This is a genomic window from Hoeflea sp., from assembly GCF_039975035.1.
GTDB lineage: Bacteria > Pseudomonadota > Alphaproteobacteria > Rhizobiales > Rhizobiaceae > Hoeflea.
Window position 1 is genome coordinate 1 of the sequence record NZ_JBDWHW010000223.1, and the last position, 17174, is coordinate 17174.

Annotated in this window: 14 protein-coding genes; 10 read left to right on the forward strand and 4 right to left on the reverse strand. The window is 60.8% G+C overall.

What is annotated here, in order from left to right:
• The first annotated feature begins 310 nt into the window (after window positions 1-310).
• The 5 genes from ABJN75_RS19680 to ABJN75_RS19700 all read left to right on the forward strand — a co-directional run bounded on the left by ABJN75_RS19680 (window position 311) and on the right by ABJN75_RS19700 (window position 5219).
• Window positions 311-688, forward strand: coding sequence for a methylglyoxal synthase (locus ABJN75_RS19680; protein WP_348441326.1), 378 nt, complete (start codon window positions 311-313; stop codon window positions 686-688).
• 76 nt (window positions 689-764) lie between these two features.
• Window positions 765-1790: a glucokinase gene (locus ABJN75_RS19685; RefSeq protein WP_348441297.1), complete on the forward strand. Its 1026-nt coding sequence runs from the start codon at window positions 765-767 to the stop codon at window positions 1788-1790.
• 149 nt (window positions 1791-1939) lie between these two features.
• Window positions 1940-3727 carry an ABC transporter ATP-binding protein gene (locus ABJN75_RS19690; protein WP_348441327.1) on the forward strand — a complete coding sequence of 596 codons (1788 nt, stop codon included), beginning with the start codon at window positions 1940-1942 and terminating at the stop codon, window positions 3725-3727.
• A complete protein-coding gene (dapB, locus tag ABJN75_RS19695) occupies window positions 3724-4554 on the forward strand; it encodes a 4-hydroxy-tetrahydrodipicolinate reductase (protein WP_348441298.1) in 831 nt (276 codons plus the stop codon). The genes ABJN75_RS19690 and dapB overlap by 4 nt, the downstream gene beginning before the upstream one ends.
• Before the next feature lie 29 nt (window positions 4555-4583).
• The gene (locus ABJN75_RS19700; RefSeq protein WP_348441299.1) at window positions 4584-5219 is read left to right on the forward strand and encodes a 2,3-bisphosphoglycerate-dependent phosphoglycerate mutase; all 636 of its coding nucleotides are present in this window, start codon (window positions 4584-4586) and stop codon (window positions 5217-5219) included.
• Window positions 5220-5313: 94 nt separating this feature from the next.
• Here ABJN75_RS19700 and ABJN75_RS19705 read toward each other — a convergent pair whose 3' ends face one another.
• Together ABJN75_RS19705 and ABJN75_RS19710 are read right to left on the reverse strand one after the other, a co-directional pair.
• Window positions 5314-6198 carry a bifunctional helix-turn-helix domain-containing protein/methylated-DNA--[protein]-cysteine S-methyltransferase gene (locus tag ABJN75_RS19705; RefSeq protein WP_348441301.1) on the reverse strand — a complete coding sequence of 295 codons (885 nt, stop codon included), beginning with the start codon at window positions 6196-6198 and terminating at the stop codon, window positions 5314-5316.
• A 78-nt stretch (window positions 6199-6276) separates the two neighbouring features.
• Window positions 6277-6747, reverse strand: coding sequence for a DUF2244 domain-containing protein (locus tag ABJN75_RS19710; RefSeq protein WP_348441302.1), 471 nt, complete (start codon window positions 6745-6747; stop codon window positions 6277-6279).
• A 94-nt stretch (window positions 6748-6841) separates the two neighbouring features.
• Between ABJN75_RS19710 and nth the strand changes: the two genes are divergently transcribed.
• Window positions 6842-7600 carry an endonuclease III gene (gene nth / locus ABJN75_RS19715; RefSeq protein ID WP_348441328.1) on the forward strand — a complete coding sequence of 253 codons (759 nt, stop codon included), beginning with the start codon at window positions 6842-6844 and terminating at the stop codon, window positions 7598-7600.
• A gap of 82 nt (window positions 7601-7682) precedes the next feature.
• On the opposite strand, the gene ABJN75_RS19720 is transcribed toward nth, so the two are convergent.
• Both ABJN75_RS19720 and ABJN75_RS19725 read right to left on the reverse strand, forming a co-directional pair.
• Window positions 7683-9014, reverse strand: coding sequence for a hypothetical protein (locus ABJN75_RS19720; RefSeq protein WP_348441303.1), 1332 nt, complete (start codon window positions 9012-9014; stop codon window positions 7683-7685).
• A 136-nt stretch (window positions 9015-9150) separates the two neighbouring features.
• Window positions 9151-9861, reverse strand: coding sequence for a sulfate transporter family protein (locus tag ABJN75_RS19725; RefSeq protein ID WP_348441304.1), 711 nt, complete (start codon window positions 9859-9861; stop codon window positions 9151-9153).
• Between the two features lie 211 nt (window positions 9862-10072).
• Here ABJN75_RS19725 and ABJN75_RS19730 point away from each other — a divergent pair, with 211 nt between their 5' ends.
• The 4 genes from ABJN75_RS19730 to murJ all read left to right on the forward strand — a co-directional run bounded on the left by ABJN75_RS19730 (window position 10073) and on the right by murJ (window position 17164).
• Entirely contained in the window at window positions 10073-11185 is a 1113-nt protein-coding gene (locus tag ABJN75_RS19730) for a peptidase C39 family protein (RefSeq protein WP_348441305.1), read from the forward strand.
• Entirely contained in the window at window positions 11178-12635 is a 1458-nt protein-coding gene (locus ABJN75_RS19735) for a RimK family protein (RefSeq protein ID WP_348441306.1), read from the forward strand. Before ABJN75_RS19730 ends, ABJN75_RS19735 begins: the two co-directional genes overlap by 8 nt.
• A gap of 106 nt (window positions 12636-12741) precedes the next feature.
• On the forward strand, window positions 12742-15582 hold the full coding sequence (locus tag ABJN75_RS19740; protein WP_348441307.1) for a [protein-PII] uridylyltransferase: 2841 nt from the start codon (window positions 12742-12744) through the stop codon (window positions 15580-15582).
• Window positions 15583-15598: 16 nt separating this feature from the next.
• Window positions 15599-17164, forward strand: a complete 1566-nt coding sequence (gene murJ / locus ABJN75_RS19745; protein WP_348441308.1) for a murein biosynthesis integral membrane protein MurJ — start codon at window positions 15599-15601, stop codon at window positions 17162-17164.
• Window positions 17165-17174: the final 10 nt, after the last annotated feature.

Sequence of the window (17174 nt, forward strand, 5' to 3'; positions counted from 1 at the left end):
GCCGCCTGTTCCGCGGTGGTCCAGGCGCCCGGGCCTGCGTCCGAAGCCCAGGTGACCTTTGGGTCTGGTGCCACCTCCGGCCTCGCGGCGGTCAGTGCCGCGTCTGCTTTTGCACCTGTTCCGCTCCCCGCGCGGATTCCGATACCGGTGCCCCGGCCCGCCAATTGATCGTCGCCGAGCGACGCCACTCAAATTTGATCATCGAGCGTCTTTCTCTTGACGGTGGGAACGGCTATAGAATTGTTTCTCAAATCGATTGAAAACGTAAATGCGGCCGCTTGTTCCTGAATGCGGCAATCCACAGGCCAACATGACCGTTCACAAAGCCATTGCGCTGATTGCGCACGATCAGAAGAAGGACGACCTGGCCGAGTTCGCCCGATCCCATATGCAGGCGCTGTCGCGGTTTCCGATCGTTGCCACCGGAACCACGGGCGGTCGAATCGCCGATGCCTGTCCGGGGCTTGAGATCAAGCGGCTCAAAAGCGGACCGCTGGGCGGGGATCAGCAAATCGGCGCGCTGATCGCCACCGGCGATGTCGGGCTGGTGATATTTTTTGTCGATCCGCTGACCGCCATGCCGCATGATGTCGACGTCAAGGCGTTGATGCGGCTCGCCATCGTTTACGATATTCCTATGGCGCTCAATCGCGCCACCGCTGAAACCTTGCTCAAGGCGCTTGGATAAACCGCGGAATTTGTTTTGAGATGGCAAGGCCCGAGGCGCCGCGCCGCAACCAGATAAGGCCTGACGGGAACTGACCATGCCGATTTCGAACGATACCGACCACACCATCGCCTTTCCGATCCTGATCGGCGATATCGGCGGCACCAACGCGCGCTTTGCCATCTTGATGGATGCCTATGCCGAGCCAAGGCAGTTTCCGATTATGGCGACAGCCGATTATCCCACCATCGACGAAGCGATCCAGGCCGGCGTGCTCGACAAGACCTCGTTGCAGCCGCGATCAGCCATTCTGGCGGTCGCCGGCCCGATCAAGGGCGACGAAATCGACCTGACCAATTGTGACTGGGTGATCCAGCCCAAGGCCATGATCCGGGATCTGGGCTTTGAAAACGTCGTGGTCATCAATGATTTTGAAGCCCAGGCTCTGGCTGCGGCTTCGCTCGGTCCTGAATATCTCGAGAAAATCGGTGGTGGTGAAATCCGGGCATCGTCATCGCGGGTCGTGGTCGGTCCCGGCACCGGTCTTGGCGTTGCCGGCCTGGTCCACGCGCGCCACACCTGGTTTCCCGTGCCGGGCGAAGGCGGCCACATCGACATCGGCCCGCGTTCTGCCCGCGATTATGAACTGTTTCCGCTTTATGAGCCGATCGAGGGCCGCATCTCAGCCGAACAATTGCTGTGCGGACGCGGATTGATGAACATTTACCACGCCGTATGCAAGGCCAACGGCACCCATCCGATTGCCCTCAATCCGGCGGAAGTCACATCTGCATGGACCGATGCCTCGGATCCGGCTGCAGTCGAGGCGATTGAATTGTTCGTCACCTATCTTGGCCGGGTGGCAGGAGACCTGGCCATGATTTTCATGGCGCGGGGCGGCGTATTTCTCGCCGGCGGCATTGCCCAGAAGATCATCCCGGCGCTCAACGAGCCGCGGTTCCGCCAGGCATTCGAGGACAAGGCGCCGCATTCGGGGATCCTCAAGATGATTCCGACTTTTGTGATCACACATCCCCTGGCGGCGCTGTCGGGACTTGCGGCCTATGCCCGCACTCCGGTGCGTTTTGGCGTTTCCACCGACGGACGGCGCTGGAAAGCATAGGCAAACCGGCTTCAACCCGCTATAGAGCCGCAGAAATCGGGGCAGGTGATCCTGCTTCATCGAGGTCGGCGTTCCTTGTGGAGCGCCCTGGAAGGTGACGGATTTTGGCGCGCAGCAAAAACATCAAGCAGGATGTGGAATCGCTGACAATGGTGATCCGCAGGATTATTCGCGAGAACGGCCGCGACTACATCAAGACCTACCTGTTCGCAGCGTTCTGCCTGGTTCTCGTCGCAGCCACCACCGCCTTCATGGCGTGGATCATGGAAGCCGTGATCAACGAGGCGTTTGCCAAGAAGAACGCAAGCATGATCTGGCTCATCTGCGGTTCGGTGCTGGCTGCCTTCGTCATTCGTGGTGCGGCATCCTACGGCCAGGCCGTCGCGCTGGCGCAGGTCGGCAACAATCTTGTTGCCCGCTATCAGCAGCGCATGATCAATCATCTGATGTCGCTCGGCGTCAGCTTTTTCGGCGAGACGCGCTCAGCCCAGATCGCAGCCCAGATCAGCCAGAACGTCTCCGGCATCCGCGACGTGATGAACCTGACAATCACCTCTTTTGCCCGCGATCTTCTGACGCTGATCGCACTTCTGGTCGTCATGGTGACGAAGGATCCGATTCTCAGTCTCATCGTTTTTGTCGGTGCACCGCCGGTTCTCATCGCGCTGCGCTATATCGCCAAGCGGCTCAGAAGTGCGACGCGCGAATCGATCAACCTCAACAGCCGCGTGTTGAGCGCCATGCAGGAGACTGTTCAGGGCATTACCATCGTCAAGGCCTTCACCATGGAGGAGCAGATCAGCGCGCGCACCTCTTCGCTGATCAAGGCTGCTGAAGGGCGCTCCAACCGTATCGCCCGTCTGACCGAGCGCACCTCGCCGCTGACCGAAATTGTTGCAGGAATGGCGATCTCCGGCGTGATCGCCTATGCAGCGTTCCGCTCGATTTACAACGATGTTCTGCCCGGTGCGTTCTTCTCCTTCATCACAGCGCTGCTGCTTGCCTATGATCCGGCGCGGCGGTTGGCCCGGCTTCAGATCAGTCTTGAGCGTGCTGTCGTCAATGCAAGAATGATCTACGAAATTCTCGACGAGGAGCCGACCCAGGGCGACCGGCCCGGCGCCAGCGACATCAGCATCGAGCGCGCCGAGATCGAATTCCGCAATGTCGGATTTGGCTATGGTCAGGGCGTGCCGGTGCTCAATGATGTCAGTTTTACCGCCGAGGCCGGAAAGACCACCGCGATTGTCGGCCCGTCGGGAGCCGGCAAGTCCACCCTGATCTCGCTGGTGCCGAGGTTTTACGATCCCTCCTCCGGTCAGGTGCTGATCGATGGTGTGGACATCGCAACCGTCACCAAGAAGTCGCTGCGCCAGCAGATCGCCTATGTCTCGCAGCAGCCCTGGCTGTTTGAAGGGTCGATCCGCGACAATCTGCGCTATGCCCGGCCCGACGCCACCGATGCCGAGATCGAGGATGCGGCGCGGCTGGCCAATGCCCACGAGTTCATTCTGGCCCAGCCGATGGGCTACGACACGCAGCTTGGCGAAAACGGGGTCAACCTGTCAGGCGGCCAGCGCCAGCGCATTTCGATCGCCCGCGCGCTTGTCCGCGACGCGCCGATCCTGCTTCTCGACGAGGCCACGTCGGCACTCGACAACGAGTCCGAAGCCGCCGTGCAGAAGGCGCTCGAAAGCGCCATGCGCAACCGCACCGTGCTGGTCATTGCCCACCGGCTTTCAACCATCGCCCGGGCCGACCGTATTGTGGTCATGCAAGCCGGACGGGTGATCGAAAGCGGCAGCCACGCCGATCTGACCGGGACCAGGGGCGGGTTGTACGCCCGCCTGCAGGCCTTCAGCGAGATTGACGAAGCAGCGACCGGTCCGGACACGGGCGAGGATGCTCACGCGGATGTTGAAGGAGACAAGGCATGACAGCGCAAGCGGAAAGCATGGGGCTGATCGTTGTCGGAGCAGCTGGACGAATGGGCCAGTCGCTGATCCGTACGGTCAGCGAAATCGACGGGGTGCATCTTGCCGGCGCCATTGAACGGCCCGGATCCGAAGCGCTCGGCCGCGATGCCGGCGAACTGGCAGGCCTCGGCCCGAATGGCGTCGTGATCAGCGACGATGCCCTTCCGGTCTTCGCCCAGGCCGAAGGCGTGCTGGATTTCACCGCGCCCGCAGCAACCCTTGAATTCGCCGGTCTCGCCGCCCAGGCGCGCATTGTCCATGTCATCGGCACCACCGGCATGGACGACAGCCACGAGGCTCCGCTGCAGGCCGCCTCGCGCCACGCCCGTATCGTCAGGTCGGGCAATATGAGCCTCGGCGTCAATCTGCTTTCAGTGCTGGTGCGGCAGGCGGCGCGTGCGCTGCAAGCCGGCGACTGGGACATCGAGGTGCTCGAGATGCATCACCGCCACAAGGTCGACGCGCCATCGGGCACTGCGCTGTTGCTGGGGCAGGCAGCCGCCGAGGGACGCGGCATTGATCTGGCGGAACATTCGGTCAGGGTCCGCGACGGCCATACCGGCGCCCGCGAGCAGGGGTCGATCGGCTTTGCCACCCTGCGCGGCGGTTCCGTGGTGGGCGAGCATTCGGTCATCCTCGCCGGTGAAGGCGAGATCATCGAACTCAGCCACAAGGCCACCGACCGTTCGATCTTCGCCCGCGGCGCGGTTCGCGCTGCCCTCTGGGCGCGCCACCAGAAACCGGGCTATTATTCCATGCTCGACGTGCTTGGCCTCACTGGTCAATAATCCAAACAGCCTGAACAAAGGAACTCATCATGTCCGGAACGCTCGTCCTCGTCCGCCACGGCCAAAGCGAATGGAACCTCAAGAATCTGTTCACCGGCTGGAAGGATCCCGACCTCACCGAACTCGGCGTTGAAGAGGCCAAGACCGGCGCCCAAGCGCTGAAAGACACCGGCCTCAAGTTCGACGTCGCCTTCACATCGGTGCTGATCCGCGCCCAGCATACGCTCGATCTGATCATGGACGGCATCGGCCAGACTGATCTGCCGGTGATCCGCGACCAGGCGCTCAACGAGCGCGACTACGGCGATCTCGCCGGTCTCAACAAGGATGACGCGCGCAAAAAATGGGGCGAGGAGCAGGTCCACATCTGGCGCCGCTCCTACGACGTGCCGCCTCCGGGAGGCGAAAGCCTGAAAGACACCGGCGCCCGCGTCTGGCCCTATTACATGACCGAGATCCTGCCGCGCGTCTTGCGCGGCGAGACCGTTCTGGTCGCAGCCCATGGCAATTCGCTGCGCTCGCTGGTGATGATCCTCGACCGGCTGACCCGCGACCAGATCCTCAAGGTCAATCTCGCCACCGGCGTGCCGATGGTCTACAAGCTCAACGCCGACTCCACCGTCGCTTCCAAGGAAGTGCTGGGCGATATGTCCAAGGCTCACTAAGCGGTGGCTGAATGAAAATGCCTCCTAATCTCCCCCCTTGCGGGGGAGATGTCACGAAGTGACAGAGGGGGGTGTCCTGCCCCATTCGCAGATTTTACCCGGCCGACTGCACGCAGCCCGTCTCCCAGCCCAGCATCGCCCGTTTGCGGGTGATGCCCCAGTGATAGCCGGTCAGCGCGCCGGATTTGCCCAGCGCGCGATGACACGGCACCACGAACGAGATCGGGTTGCGCCCGACCGCGGCACCGACGGCGCGCGAGGCTGATGGCTTGCCGATGGCACGCGCCACATCCTGATAGGTCGAGGCCGCCCCGAGCGGGATCCTGAGTAGCGCCTCCCACACCCGCACCTGGAAATCGGTGCCGATCATGACAATCCGCAATGGCCGGTCGGCGCGCCATTGCTCCGGCGAGAAAATACGCGCGGCATAGGATGCCGTCGCTTCCTGGTCCTGCGTCAGCCGCGCACCGGGCCAGCGCTTGCGCATGTCCTCAAGCGATGCGGCTTCCTCGCCCGGATCGGCGAAGGCCAGCCCGCACAGCCCGCGCTCGGTTGCCAGCACCACGGCTGTGCCGAACGGGCTGGGGTGAAAGCCGTAGCTGATTGCAAGTCCCGCACCGCCGGTCTTGAAATCGCCGGGGCTCATCGCCTCATGGGTGACGAACAGATCGTGCAGCCGCCCCGGCCCGGACAGCCCCAGCTCATAGCTGGCATCAAGCAGCGGCAGGCCTTCGTGGCCGAGCAGCCTGCGGGCGTGATCCAGCGTCACCGCCTGCAAAAACGCCTTTGGCGTCAGCCCGGCCCAACGGCTGAAGGTCTTCTGCAAGCGCCCCGGCGCCACGCCGATATCGGAGGCGATCTCGTCGAGCGACGGCTGCGCCCGGTAATCCAGCGAGATCCGTTCGATGGTCTTGCGGACGAGGTCGTAATCATCGCCTTGCGGGGTGATGTCGCGGTCAAGCTGTGCGGTCATATTCATGATGATGCTCCTTGGGACCAATCAATCACGCGCTGACCCGAGTAGCCACCCGAAATACGCCGCCTCGCAAAAATCCCGTCAGCGTTTCTTGACCGTCGCCAGCGCCCGCTGGAACGCCGAGGCGAAGCTTTCCTTGTCGTCGGGGTTGAGGAAAGAGCCGACATCGGTCTGCCGTCCATTGCCAATAATGTGCATGTCGGTGATGCCGATCTCGTCGTGGCGGGCAATGTTGAACCGGGTCCAGAACGGATTGAACCGGTGATCGACCTCGCGTCCCGACGGCGATATCTTGCGGACATTGAGATCGGTGCGTGACATGCGGATCAATTCCCGCATCCGCCCCGAGCGGTAGCTCAGCCAGAACGCGCCGAACAGCAAGGCGAGGTCGAGGCCGAAAAATGCGAACACCGGCCAGGCGCCAACCCGGGCGAAGATCGCCATATGCACGAAGGTAATGACGGTGATGATCGTCATCAACAGCACGAATCCCGGTCGTCCCAGGGAACGGTGGGGGCTCAATACAGCCTCAAACAGCGGTTTGTCGTTCATTGGTGCAATTGTCTCCAGCAGGAGTTTGCCATGGACCTGTGGGTAAGATTATAGGGATGAAATGGAAAAGCCCAAGACCCCGAAGTCCACCAAAATGTCGCTCGCCTCTCGGCCCGGGGCAACCAAGCCGGTCCGCGCCAAGCCGGCAGCGCCGCGCAAGCCCGCCGCGCGCCGCCGGAAAATCCCCTACAGCACGGCTGAAATCCACGAGATCTTCCGGCGCTTCTCGATCCAGCGCCCCGAGCCCAAGGGCGAACTCGAGCACGTCAATCCGTTCACGCTGGTGGTCGCCGTGGCGCTGTCGGCCCAGGCCACCGACGCCGGCGTCAACAAGGCCACACGCGCCCTGTTCGCAATCGCCGATACACCTGAGAAAATTCTGGCGCTCGGCGAGGACAAGGTCCGCGATCACATCAAGACCATCGGGCTTTACCGCAACAAGGCGAAAAACGTGATCGCCCTGTCGCAGCGGCTGGTCGATGAATATGGCGGCGAGGTGCCGAAGAGCCGCGAGGAACTGGTGACACTGCCCGGCGTCGGCCGCAAGACCGCCAATGTTGTGATGTCGATGGCTTTTGGCATCCCCACGCTGGCGGTCGACACCCATGTTTTCCGCATCGGCAACCGGTTGCGCATCGCACCGGGCAAGACACCCGACGAAGTCGAGGCCGCCTTCCTGAAGATCATCCCGGACGAGTATCTGTTTCACGCCCACCACTGGCTGATCCTGCACGGCCGCTATTGCTGCAAGGCGCGCAAACCCGAATGCGAACGCTGCGTCATCGCCGACATCTGCAAGTCGCCCGAAAAGACCGTCGATGTGCCGGCGCCGCTGGTGGAGTTGCCGGTTTAGGCTGTGTAGGCAAGCTGTCAGGCTAAGAGGACACGATGAGCGGTTTAGACACTTTCATGGCCCCGAAAAACTTATAAGAGGTCTATTCAAATGGCTTGACCGCAGGGTCTTCTTCAAATGATAGAACCACCAAATCATCATCATGATTTGGCTCACCTTTTTCGAACTCTACAGAAGAGATGCTGCGATGACGTTTAATCAGAGTCCGAAATCTCTCAGGAATGTGCCGATCCCGAAACTCCGCAGGGTCAAGATCGCCGGAAATTAGGTCCCGCAAAGCTCCCGATGAGAGTTTTAATTGCATCAGATAAGGCTCCTTTCTCTGGTAAGTTTGCGCAGCTCGATATCGAATTTTGCTTATTGGTTCAAAGCCTCCATAACCTTGATTTTGTCGAGCTAGATTCGCGTCAGTTATCGGCGGTGGTAGTCGCGTGAACATGTTTTCGATATTTGACCAATCGATCTTACTATTGTCAGCAGCGAACACCGTGACCTTCCAGAGATTGGGATCACTTCGCACGCCAAAAAAGCGGGAGCCTCGAAAACGAGTGTCCCAAGCTGAGATGACAACGACTGCATCAATTTCCCCGGAGAAACGCCGAATGAAATTCTGGATGATTTCCGGGCCGTATGTTTGTTCCGGCGACCAACTGCGATGTATATATCCACCAATCTGATGGAGGAGGTCCGCACCAACGTCGGCGAGAAAGATCAACCTTAATACCCCAGTATCGCCACCACGCAATTGTTTGCGTTTGTTGTCCATGGCCACGTATATTGGGTTTTTTGTCAGTGAATAGCATTCTGGTGGCATTGACGTATTCACAGGGGGTGTCATGTGAGGTGTTTTTGAATAGCTAACTTGAAACACCACACCCTGCTCATGGACTTGAATTGGTTCTGTTTCGTAAGACCGCCCATCAATCCAGTCGCGGATGCGAGCTTCCTGCGTTTTGGACAGCTCATAGCCGGCTTTGACTAAAACGCGACGTTTATCATAACGCTTCGTTAGTGCGCCTTCCTCGAAAAAGTAGAAACTCAGATGTTTGCCAAATTTTTTTTTGACCGAAGATGCAAATTGACAGACGCGGTCAGCAGCCTTTTTCATGTCATCCCGCTGCGATACACTTCCGTTCGAAACGGCCGTGATATCAAAAATCACCGACTTCCCTTCAACTAAGCTCTCGGAATATCCATCAGGATTTCTATTGCCGCTCCACCACTCCGGCTCAATCACGAGATCACCTGTTTGAGCCACGGACCAAAGTACAGCCAGTTCCATTTCTGCTGGCATGTTCTGGTTCATGCGTTTGCTATCCAACCGTCTTATGAGGTCAACGCGTTTTTCCGAGTTCAGATGCACCGCTAACTCGTTAAGCATTTTCTGAATGTAACGACGCGAAAATAAACTCATTGAAATAAAGTTCCTCGTCTGAGGTGGGACGATTACATGGATTCTCCGAAGATAACATTGCATCTATCGTTTTGGATGTAGTCAAAATTTTTAGCTGCTTTTTGGATATTTACCCCGCTTACAGAGGGATATCCGGTCACCGCCCACCCGCCGCCTTCGCCGCAATCATCTTGTTGAGATGCACCATCATGCCGGCGGCGAACATCGGGGTCAGCAGGTTGAGCAGCGGCACCGACAGGAAGGCGGCGATGATCAGGCCGGCGAAGAACACCGTCGTCGAGTTGCGCGCTCTGAGCCGTTTTGCCTCCGCCGGCGACATGAACCGCATCGCCGCGAACTCGAAGAATTCCCGCCCCAGCAGATAGCCGTTGACCAGGAAGAACGCAGCCAGATTGATGCCGGGCACCAGGAGCAGGATCAGCGCGAACACATTGCCCAGGCCGACCACCAGCAGGAACCCGAGCGACTGCTTGATCGACTGACCCAGCGGCATCGACTGGCCGGGTGTATCATCGGGGTAGTCGCGTGTTTCAATCACCTCGGCGATGTCGTCGAGATACAGGCCCGCCATCGCCGCCGTCACCGGTGCGATGAACAGTGCCAAAACCAGCGCCAGTCCGATGCCGGCGATGATCGCGGCAATGGTACCGGCCCAGCCGGCCCAGTCGGGCAGGCCCGGCAGCAAGGCCTCGAGCCAGGGCATCGCGATCATGGAAAACAGCTCCCCCAGTCCGAACCACAGCCCGGCGAGCAGCAGGATCGTCAGCCCCAGCGATTTGAACAGCACGGATCGCGAGGCAGGAGCAAGCAGGTTGGATCCGCCCATCCGGGCAGCTTCAATGATCATCGCCGTCTTTCCTTTGTCTGCATCCGCGGTTGCTATCGGCATGTGGGTATTGCGGTGATCCGCGTCAACGTTCCGCATCGTTTGCCGCTGGTTCGGCTTGCCGGAAAAACTCACACCGACCCGGTGACAGACCGACACAAATCAGCCATGATTTACGCGCTTGAGAGCCCTGCCGCAAATGGCGGTGACCACCTGTTTTTCAGGATTTCCCATGTCCGCACCGCGGATTCGCCCAGCCGTCATTTCCGACATCGACGCCCTCGATACCATCGAGAAAGCCGTGTTTTCGTCCGACCGGATTTCGCGCCGGTCGTTTCGCACGCTGATTGACCGCCCCACCGCCGAAACCCTTGTCATCGAGGCTGACGGACAGGTCTGCGGCTATGCCATGATCCTGTTTCGCGCCGGCGCCGCACTGGCCCGGCTTTATTCACTGGCGGTGGCGCCCGGCCGCGCGGGCAAGGGGCTCGGCAGGGCGCTGCTTGCGGCTGCCGAAGACGCGGCGATGGATCACGACCGCATCCTGCTCAGGCTCGAGGTGCGCGAGGACAATGAGGCGGCGATCGCGCTTTACAAGGCCACCGGCTATCGCCACATCGGTCGCGTCGCTGACTATTATGAAGACGCAATGGCGGCGCTCAGGTTCGAAAAACTGCTGCGCGGGCCTCAGGCGCCGGATGTGCGAACGCCGTTCTATGAGCAGACCGCCGACTTCACCTGCGGCTCCGCCTGCCTGCTGATGGCGCTGGCCCGGTTCCGCTCGCCCAATTTTCTTGATCCGGTCTGGGAAATACGCCTTTGGCGCGAGGCCACCACCGTATTCATGCTGGCTGGCCCCGGCGGCTGCGAACCCTTTGGTCTTGCCATGGTGGCGCGCGATCACGGGCTCAATCCCGAGGTCTGGTGTTCCACCGAAGACATGCTGTTTCTCGAAACCGTGCGTGATCCCGAGAAGCGCCGGGTCATGGAACTGGCGCAGACCGATTTCCGCGCCCGTGTTGCCGAGGCCGGCACGCCGGTGCATTCCGAGGCGTTCACGATGGACTGGCTCCGCGCCCGGCTGGCCGACGGCCACATCGCCATTGTTCTGGTCAGCGGCTATCTGATGATGGGCAAGAAGGTTCCGCACTGGGTGCTTGCTCACGGTGATGACGGTCGCCACATTTTCGTTCATGACCCTTGGGTCGAGGACGAGGTTGGCGAGACCACCGATGACGCCGCCAATATTCCTGTGCCCTATGCCGTGTTTGACCGGATCGCCCGTTTCGGTCGTTCGGGTCTGCGCGCTGCAGTCCTAATCAAGGGAAATTTGCTCCATGTCTGACTGGATCATTCTGTCGACCGCGCTGGCGGGTTTCGATCATACCGCGACCAAGCACAAGGTGCTTGCCACACGGGATTATCTGGCCCGGCCGGAAATGTTTCGCGGCGCCCGGCCCAACATCATCAACCTGTCGCGCTCCTACGCCTATCAAAGCCGCGGCTACTACGCTTCGCTGCTTGCCGCGGCGCGTGGCCAGCGCGTCATCCCTTCGGTCGAAACCATCATCGATCTGTCAGCGCGCAAGCTCTACGAGAATGCCATTCCCGAACTCGAGGATGCCCTCAACAAGGGTCTGCGCGCGCAGGGCGGCGAAGCACTGCCATCGCGGCTGCGGGTGTTCTTCGGAACCTGCACCGACACACGGCTCGAACGTTTCGGCCGGCTGCTGTTCGACTGGTTTCGCGCACCGGTCCTCGAACTCACGCTGAAGGACGGAGACTGGGTTTCAATCGCGAAAATCGGACTTGTGTCAATCAGCAAGCTGGATGGCGCGGATCGCGAGGCGTTCTTTCAGGCCATGGCGCGCTACACGGCGCGGCAATGGAAGGACGCCAAGTCGCGTGCGCCTGCGCGCTACAGCTTCGCCACACTGGTTGATCCGAACGAGGCGCTGCCGCCGTCTTCGATTGACAGCCTCAAGCACTGGTCGCGGATTGCCGCGCGCATGGGCGTGTCGGTGGAGCCGATAGGTCGCAAGGATCTGCCGCGGCTGGCCAATTTCGACGCCCTGTTCATCCGCGAAACCACATCGATCTCCAATCACACCTATCGCTTCGCCCGCCGCGCCCAGCAGGAAGGCATGCCGGTGATCGACGATCCGGTGTCGATGATCCGTTGCACCAACAAGGTCTATCTCGATGAGCTGATGTCATCCAACGGCATCCCGGTGCCCGATACGGTGATGCTCATCGGTGCGGAAGACTTCCAGCGTGCCGCCGATCAGCTCGGCTTCCCGATGGTGCTGAAGGTACCTGATTCCTCGTTTTCCAGAGGCGTCAAGAAAGTCGCCTCCATGGCCGAACTCAAGGCGCTGGCCGGCGCCTGGCTGCATGATTCCGAAGTGCTGATTGCGCAAAAGTTCATGCCCACCAGTTTCGACTGGCGCATCGGCGTTCTCGGCGGCAAACCGCTGTTTGCCGTGCAGTACCTGATGGCGAAGAAGCACTGGCAGATCGTCAAGCATGATACCGGCGGCAAGCCGCTGGAAGGCGGCTTCAAGTCCTTCTCGCTGGCACAGGTGCCGCCGCTGGTGCTCGACACCGGCCTGCGCGCCGCCTGCGCGGTGGGCGACGGGCTCTATGGCGTCGATCTGAAGGAAACCGATGACGGCGTTTTCGTCATCGAGGTCAACGACAATCCCAATCTCGAGCACGGCGTCGAGGACGCGGCTGAAAAGGATGAGGTGTGGATCCGGCTGACCAACTGGTTCATCGAGCGGATTGCCAGCTGAACAGCCGGGCCCGGGCAAAGGCTGTCGTTTCCGGCCGAAACAGGCTATGAGCAGCACCGGCCCGGAATGCCGGGTCCAAACACCGACTGCGACCAGGACCGAATTCATGTTGAATGCCGCCGAAGACCGCCTTGATCTCAACCAGATCGTCGACCCGGCCATATTGCGCAAGGCACTCAACGCCATTGCGGCCAGGCTTGGCGGCGCCAGCACCGAAGCCCGGCAGGCAGTGCTGGCCGAAGTCAAACGGGTCAATTCGCTTGGCCGCGAAACCGCCCGCACCATGTTGTTTGATGATGGCGGCGGAACTGCTTGCGCCGTGCGGATTTCGCATTTGCAGGATGTCATCACGGCTGCGCTTTACGATTATGCCAGCCAGCATGTTTACCGGGTCGAAAACCCGTCGATGTCGGAACGTCTGACCGTGACGGCCGTGGGCGGATATGGTCGCGGCACTCTGGCGCCGGGCTCCGACATCGATCTGCTGTTCGTGCTGCCCTACCGGAACACGCCCTGGACCGAGCAGATTGTCGAGTGGATCCTGTACATCCTGTGGGACATGGGTCTCAAGGTCGGCCACGCCACCCGCAATGTCGATGAATGCATCCGGCTGTCACGCTCCGACATGACCATCCGCACCGCCATTCTCGAGGCCCGTTTTCTCTGCGGCGAGCTGGCTCTCTTCAAGGATCTGGGCGAGCGCTTCGACAATGAGGTGGTGGACGGTACCGGGCCGGAATTCATCTCCGCCAAACTTGCCGAGCGCGACGAACGCCACCGCAAGGCCGGCGACACCCGCTATCTGGTCGAGCCCAATGTCAAGGAAGGCAAGGGCGGCTTGCGCGATCTCAACACACTGTTCTGGATCTCCAAATATTTCTACCATATCCGCGACACCGAGGAGCTTGTCGGACTTGGTGTGCTGTCGCGGCGGGAATTCAACCTGTTTCTCAAGGCCGAGGATTTCCTCTGGGCGGTGCGCTGTCACATGCACTTCCTCACCGGAAAGTCGGAAGAGCGCTTGTCCTTCGATATTCAGCGCGACATCGCCTCGGGACTGGGCTACCAGGATCACCCCGGCCTTTCCGCCGTCGAGCGCTTCATGAAACACTATTTTCTTGTGGCCAAGGATGTCGGCGACCTGACCCGCATCTTCTGCGCCGGTCTCGAGGACCAGCAGGCCAAGCAGGCGCCCGGGCTGACCGGGGTGATTTCCCGCTTTGCCAACCGGCCGCGCAAGATCGCCGGCACCCTGGATTTTCTCGAGGACAAGGGCCGTATCAACCTTGCCGACGCCGAGGTGTTCAAGCGCGATCCGGTCAACATCATCCGGCTGTTCCATCTCGCCGATATCCGCGGGCTGGAGTTTCATCCCGATGCGCTCAAGCGTGTGACGCGCTCGCTTCGCATGATCAATGCCGAATTGCGTGAAAACGAGGAGGCCAACCGGCTGTTTCTGTCGATCCTGACCTCCAAGCGGCAGCCCGCGATCATGCTCAGACGGATGAATGAAGCTGGCGTGCTCGGCCGGTTCATCCCGGAGTTCGGCAAGATTGTCTCGATGATGCAGTTCAATATGTATCATCACTATACGGTCGACGAGCATCTGATCCGGACGGTGTCGGTGCTGTCGGGTATCGACAAGGGCGAGGAGCTGCGGGAGCACCCGCTGGCGTCCAAGATCATGCCCGGCATCGAGGAGCGCGAGGCGCTCTATGTCGCGGTATTCCTGCACGACATAGCCAAGGGCCGGCCGGAGGACCACTCCATCGCCGGTGCCCGGGCGGCGCGCAAGATCTGCCCGCGGCTGGGCCTGTCACCCAAGCAGACCGAGCTCGTGGCCTGGCTGGTCGAGGATCACCTGACCATGTCGATGGTGGCGCAGACCCGTGATCTCAACGACCGCAAGACGATCACCGATTTCGCCGAGAAGGTGCGCACGCTTGAACGGCTGAAGATGCTGCTGGTGCTGTCTGTCTGCGATATCCGCGCCGTCGGTCCCGGTGTCTGGAACGGCTGGAAAGGCCAGCTGTTGCGAACGCTCTATTACGAAACCGAGCTGATGCTGTCGGGTGGCTTTTCCGAAGTTTCGCGCAAGGAGCGCACCGCCCATGCCCGCGACGCGCTTGGCGAGGCTCTCTCGGACTGGAAGGAGAAGGACCGCAAGGCCTATGTGAAGCTGCATTACGAGCCCTACCTGCTGGCGGTGCCGCTCGAGGAACAGGTGCGCCATGCCGAGTTCATTCGCGAGGCCGACAGGGCGAAAAAGCAGCTCGCCACCATGGTGCGGACCCATGCCTTTCACGCCATCACTGAGATTACGCTTTTATCGCCTGACCACCCCCGCCTGTTGTCGGTCGTCACCGGCGCCTGTGCCGCCGCCGGCGCCAACATCGCCGACGCGCAGGTCTTCACCACCTCCGACGGCCGGGCGCTGGACACCATCCTGATCAACCGCGAGCTGCCCGATGACGATGACGAACTCAGGCGTGGTGCATCGATCGGCCGGATGATCGAGGACGTGCTTGCCGGCAGGGCGCATATCCCCGAAGTGATTGCCCGCAAGACCCGCGGCAAACGCAAGCATCGTCCGTTTATCGTCAAGCCCCAGGTGACGATTTCGAACACGTTGTCCAACAAGTTCACCGTAATCGAGATCGAATGCCTCGACCGCACCGGGCTGTTGTCCGAGGTCGCCTCGGTGCTGTCGGATCTTTCGCTCGACATTGCCTCGGCGCACATCACCACCTTTGGCGAGAAAGTGGTTGATACTTTTTACGTGCGGGATCTTGTCGGCATGAAAATCACCAACGAGAACCGCAAGATCAATATCGTCGCGCGCCTCAAGGCGGTTCTCGGCAAGGAAGAGGACGAGGTTCGCGATCACATGCCTTCGGGAATGATCGCGCCGCAAGGTTCCACCCGGCGCGGCCGGACCACGGCATAGAATCGGACACCAACGCATGAGCCTGATCAAGAAATTCGCAAGCGTCGGCGGCGCAACCATGGCAAGCCGCGTGCTGGGCTTCGTGCGCGAGGCGATGATCGCGGCGTTTTTGGGCGCGGGGCCAGTTGCCGACGCATTCTATGCCGCTTTCCGCTTTCCCAACCTGTTTCGCCGGCTTTTCGCCGAAGGCGCGTTCAATGCGGCCTTCGTGCCGCTTTTCGCCAGGGAGATAGAGGCAGGAGGCCAGGCGGCGGCGAAGAAATTCGCTGAACAGGTGCTGTCGGTGCTCTTGCTGTCGCTGTTTGCGCCCAGTGCGCTGGCGATGATTTTCATGCCGTTCCTGGTCGGCACCGTCATTGCTCCCAAATTTGCCTCCGATCCCGAAAAATTCGATCTTACCGTGCTTCTGGCGCGGATCATGTTTCCCTATCTTGCCGCCATGAGCCTGGTGGCAATGCTGGCCGGCATCCTCAATTCGCTCAGGCGGGATTTTCTCGCAGCCCTTGCCCCGGTTCTGCTCAATGTGGTTCTGGTCACAGGTCTGCTGGCCGCGGGCTATCTCGATCTCTCAGCGCCCGAAACAGGCAAGATTCTGGGCTGGTCGGTGACGGTGTCGGGACTGCTCCAGCTTGGCCTTCTGGTCTTGGCGATCAAGCGTGAGGGTTTCGCGCTGGGGCTGGTGCGCCCGAGGCTGACGCCCGCCGTCAAGCGTTTGCTGTGGCTTGCCCTGCCCGCCGCGATCACCGGCGGCATTACCCAAATCAATCTGCTGGTCGGCCAGATCATTGCCTCCGCGCAGGACGGCGCCATCGCCATCATCAACTACGCCGACCGTCTCAACCAGCTTCCGCTCGGGGTCATCGGCATAGCCATCGGTGTCGTGCTGCTGCCAGAATTGTCCCGCGCGCTTCAGGCCGGCGACATCAAGGAGGCGCAATATCTGCAAAACCGCAGCCTCGAATTCGGCCTGGCGATCACCGTCCCCGCGGCTGTCGGCTTGGCCTTGCTGCCCGAGCCGATCATTGCGCTGGTGTTCGAGCGCGGGGCGTTCACCCGGGAAACCACGCTGATCACCTCCACGGTGCTGGCCGCTTTCGCGGTCGGCCTGCCGGCCTTCGTGCTTTCGAAGATTTTCACGCCGGTGTTTTATGCCCGCGAGGACATGCGCACGCCGATGTGGGCATCGACCCTGTCGGTTGTGATCAATATTGTTGGCAGTCTGTTGTTGTTTCCCCGTCTTGGCGTGATGGGCCTGGCAGTTGCCACCAGCTTGGCCGGCTGGATCTCTGCGTTGTATCTCGGCCAGCGCCTGGTCGCGCGGGATCTGTTTAGGCCTGCAGCCGTCACAGTGCGCCGGGTACTGCTGATTGTCGCCGGTGCTGCGCTGATGGGCGCGCTGTTGTGGTGGGCCGAAGCAACCTTCCCGCATCTGCTGCTCGACGCCACGCTTCTCGTGCGCCTGGCATCCGTCATCGTGACAGTTGTTCTGGCTGCGGTGGTCTATTTCGGCTTCGCATTCGTGACAGGCGCGCTCGACCGGGCGGAATTCGCACGGCTGCTCAAGCGCCGCAGGAAGCCTTGAGGTCCGGCAG

Excerpts from the sequence above, each read along its gene's own strand:
- dapB (WP_348441298.1), top strand. The coding sequence starts at position 3,724 with ATGACAGCGCAAGCGGAAAGCATGGGGCTGATCGTTGTCGGAGCAGCT.
- ABJN75_RS19710 (WP_348441302.1), bottom strand. The coding sequence starts at position 6,747 with ATGAACGACAAACCGCTGTTTGAGGCTGTATTGAGCCCCCACCGTTCC.
- murJ (WP_348441308.1), top strand. The coding sequence starts at position 15,599 with ATGAGCCTGATCAAGAAATTCGCAAGCGTCGGCGGCGCAACCATGGCA.
- nth (WP_348441328.1), top strand. The coding sequence starts at position 6,842 with ATGTCGCTCGCCTCTCGGCCCGGGGCAACCAAGCCGGTCCGCGCCAAG.
- ABJN75_RS19730 (WP_348441305.1), top strand. The coding sequence starts at position 10,073 with ATGTCCGCACCGCGGATTCGCCCAGCCGTCATTTCCGACATCGACGCC.
- ABJN75_RS19740 (WP_348441307.1), top strand. The coding sequence starts at position 12,742 with ATGTTGAATGCCGCCGAAGACCGCCTTGATCTCAACCAGATCGTCGAC.
- ABJN75_RS19720 (WP_348441303.1), bottom strand. The coding sequence starts at position 9,014 with ATGAGTTTATTTTCGCGTCGTTACATTCAGAAAATGCTTAACGAGTTA.
- ABJN75_RS19700 (WP_348441299.1), top strand. The coding sequence starts at position 4,584 with ATGTCCGGAACGCTCGTCCTCGTCCGCCACGGCCAAAGCGAATGGAAC.
- ABJN75_RS19735 (WP_348441306.1), top strand. The coding sequence starts at position 11,178 with ATGTCTGACTGGATCATTCTGTCGACCGCGCTGGCGGGTTTCGATCAT.
- ABJN75_RS19685 (WP_348441297.1), top strand. The coding sequence starts at position 765 with ATGCCGATTTCGAACGATACCGACCACACCATCGCCTTTCCGATCCTG.
- ABJN75_RS19680 (WP_348441326.1), top strand. The coding sequence starts at position 311 with ATGACCGTTCACAAAGCCATTGCGCTGATTGCGCACGATCAGAAGAAG.
- ABJN75_RS19705 (WP_348441301.1), bottom strand. The coding sequence starts at position 6,198 with ATGAATATGACCGCACAGCTTGACCGCGACATCACCCCGCAAGGCGAT.
- ABJN75_RS19725 (WP_348441304.1), bottom strand. The coding sequence starts at position 9,861 with ATGATCATTGAAGCTGCCCGGATGGGCGGATCCAACCTGCTTGCTCCT.
- ABJN75_RS19690 (WP_348441327.1), top strand. The coding sequence starts at position 1,940 with ATGGTGATCCGCAGGATTATTCGCGAGAACGGCCGCGACTACATCAAG.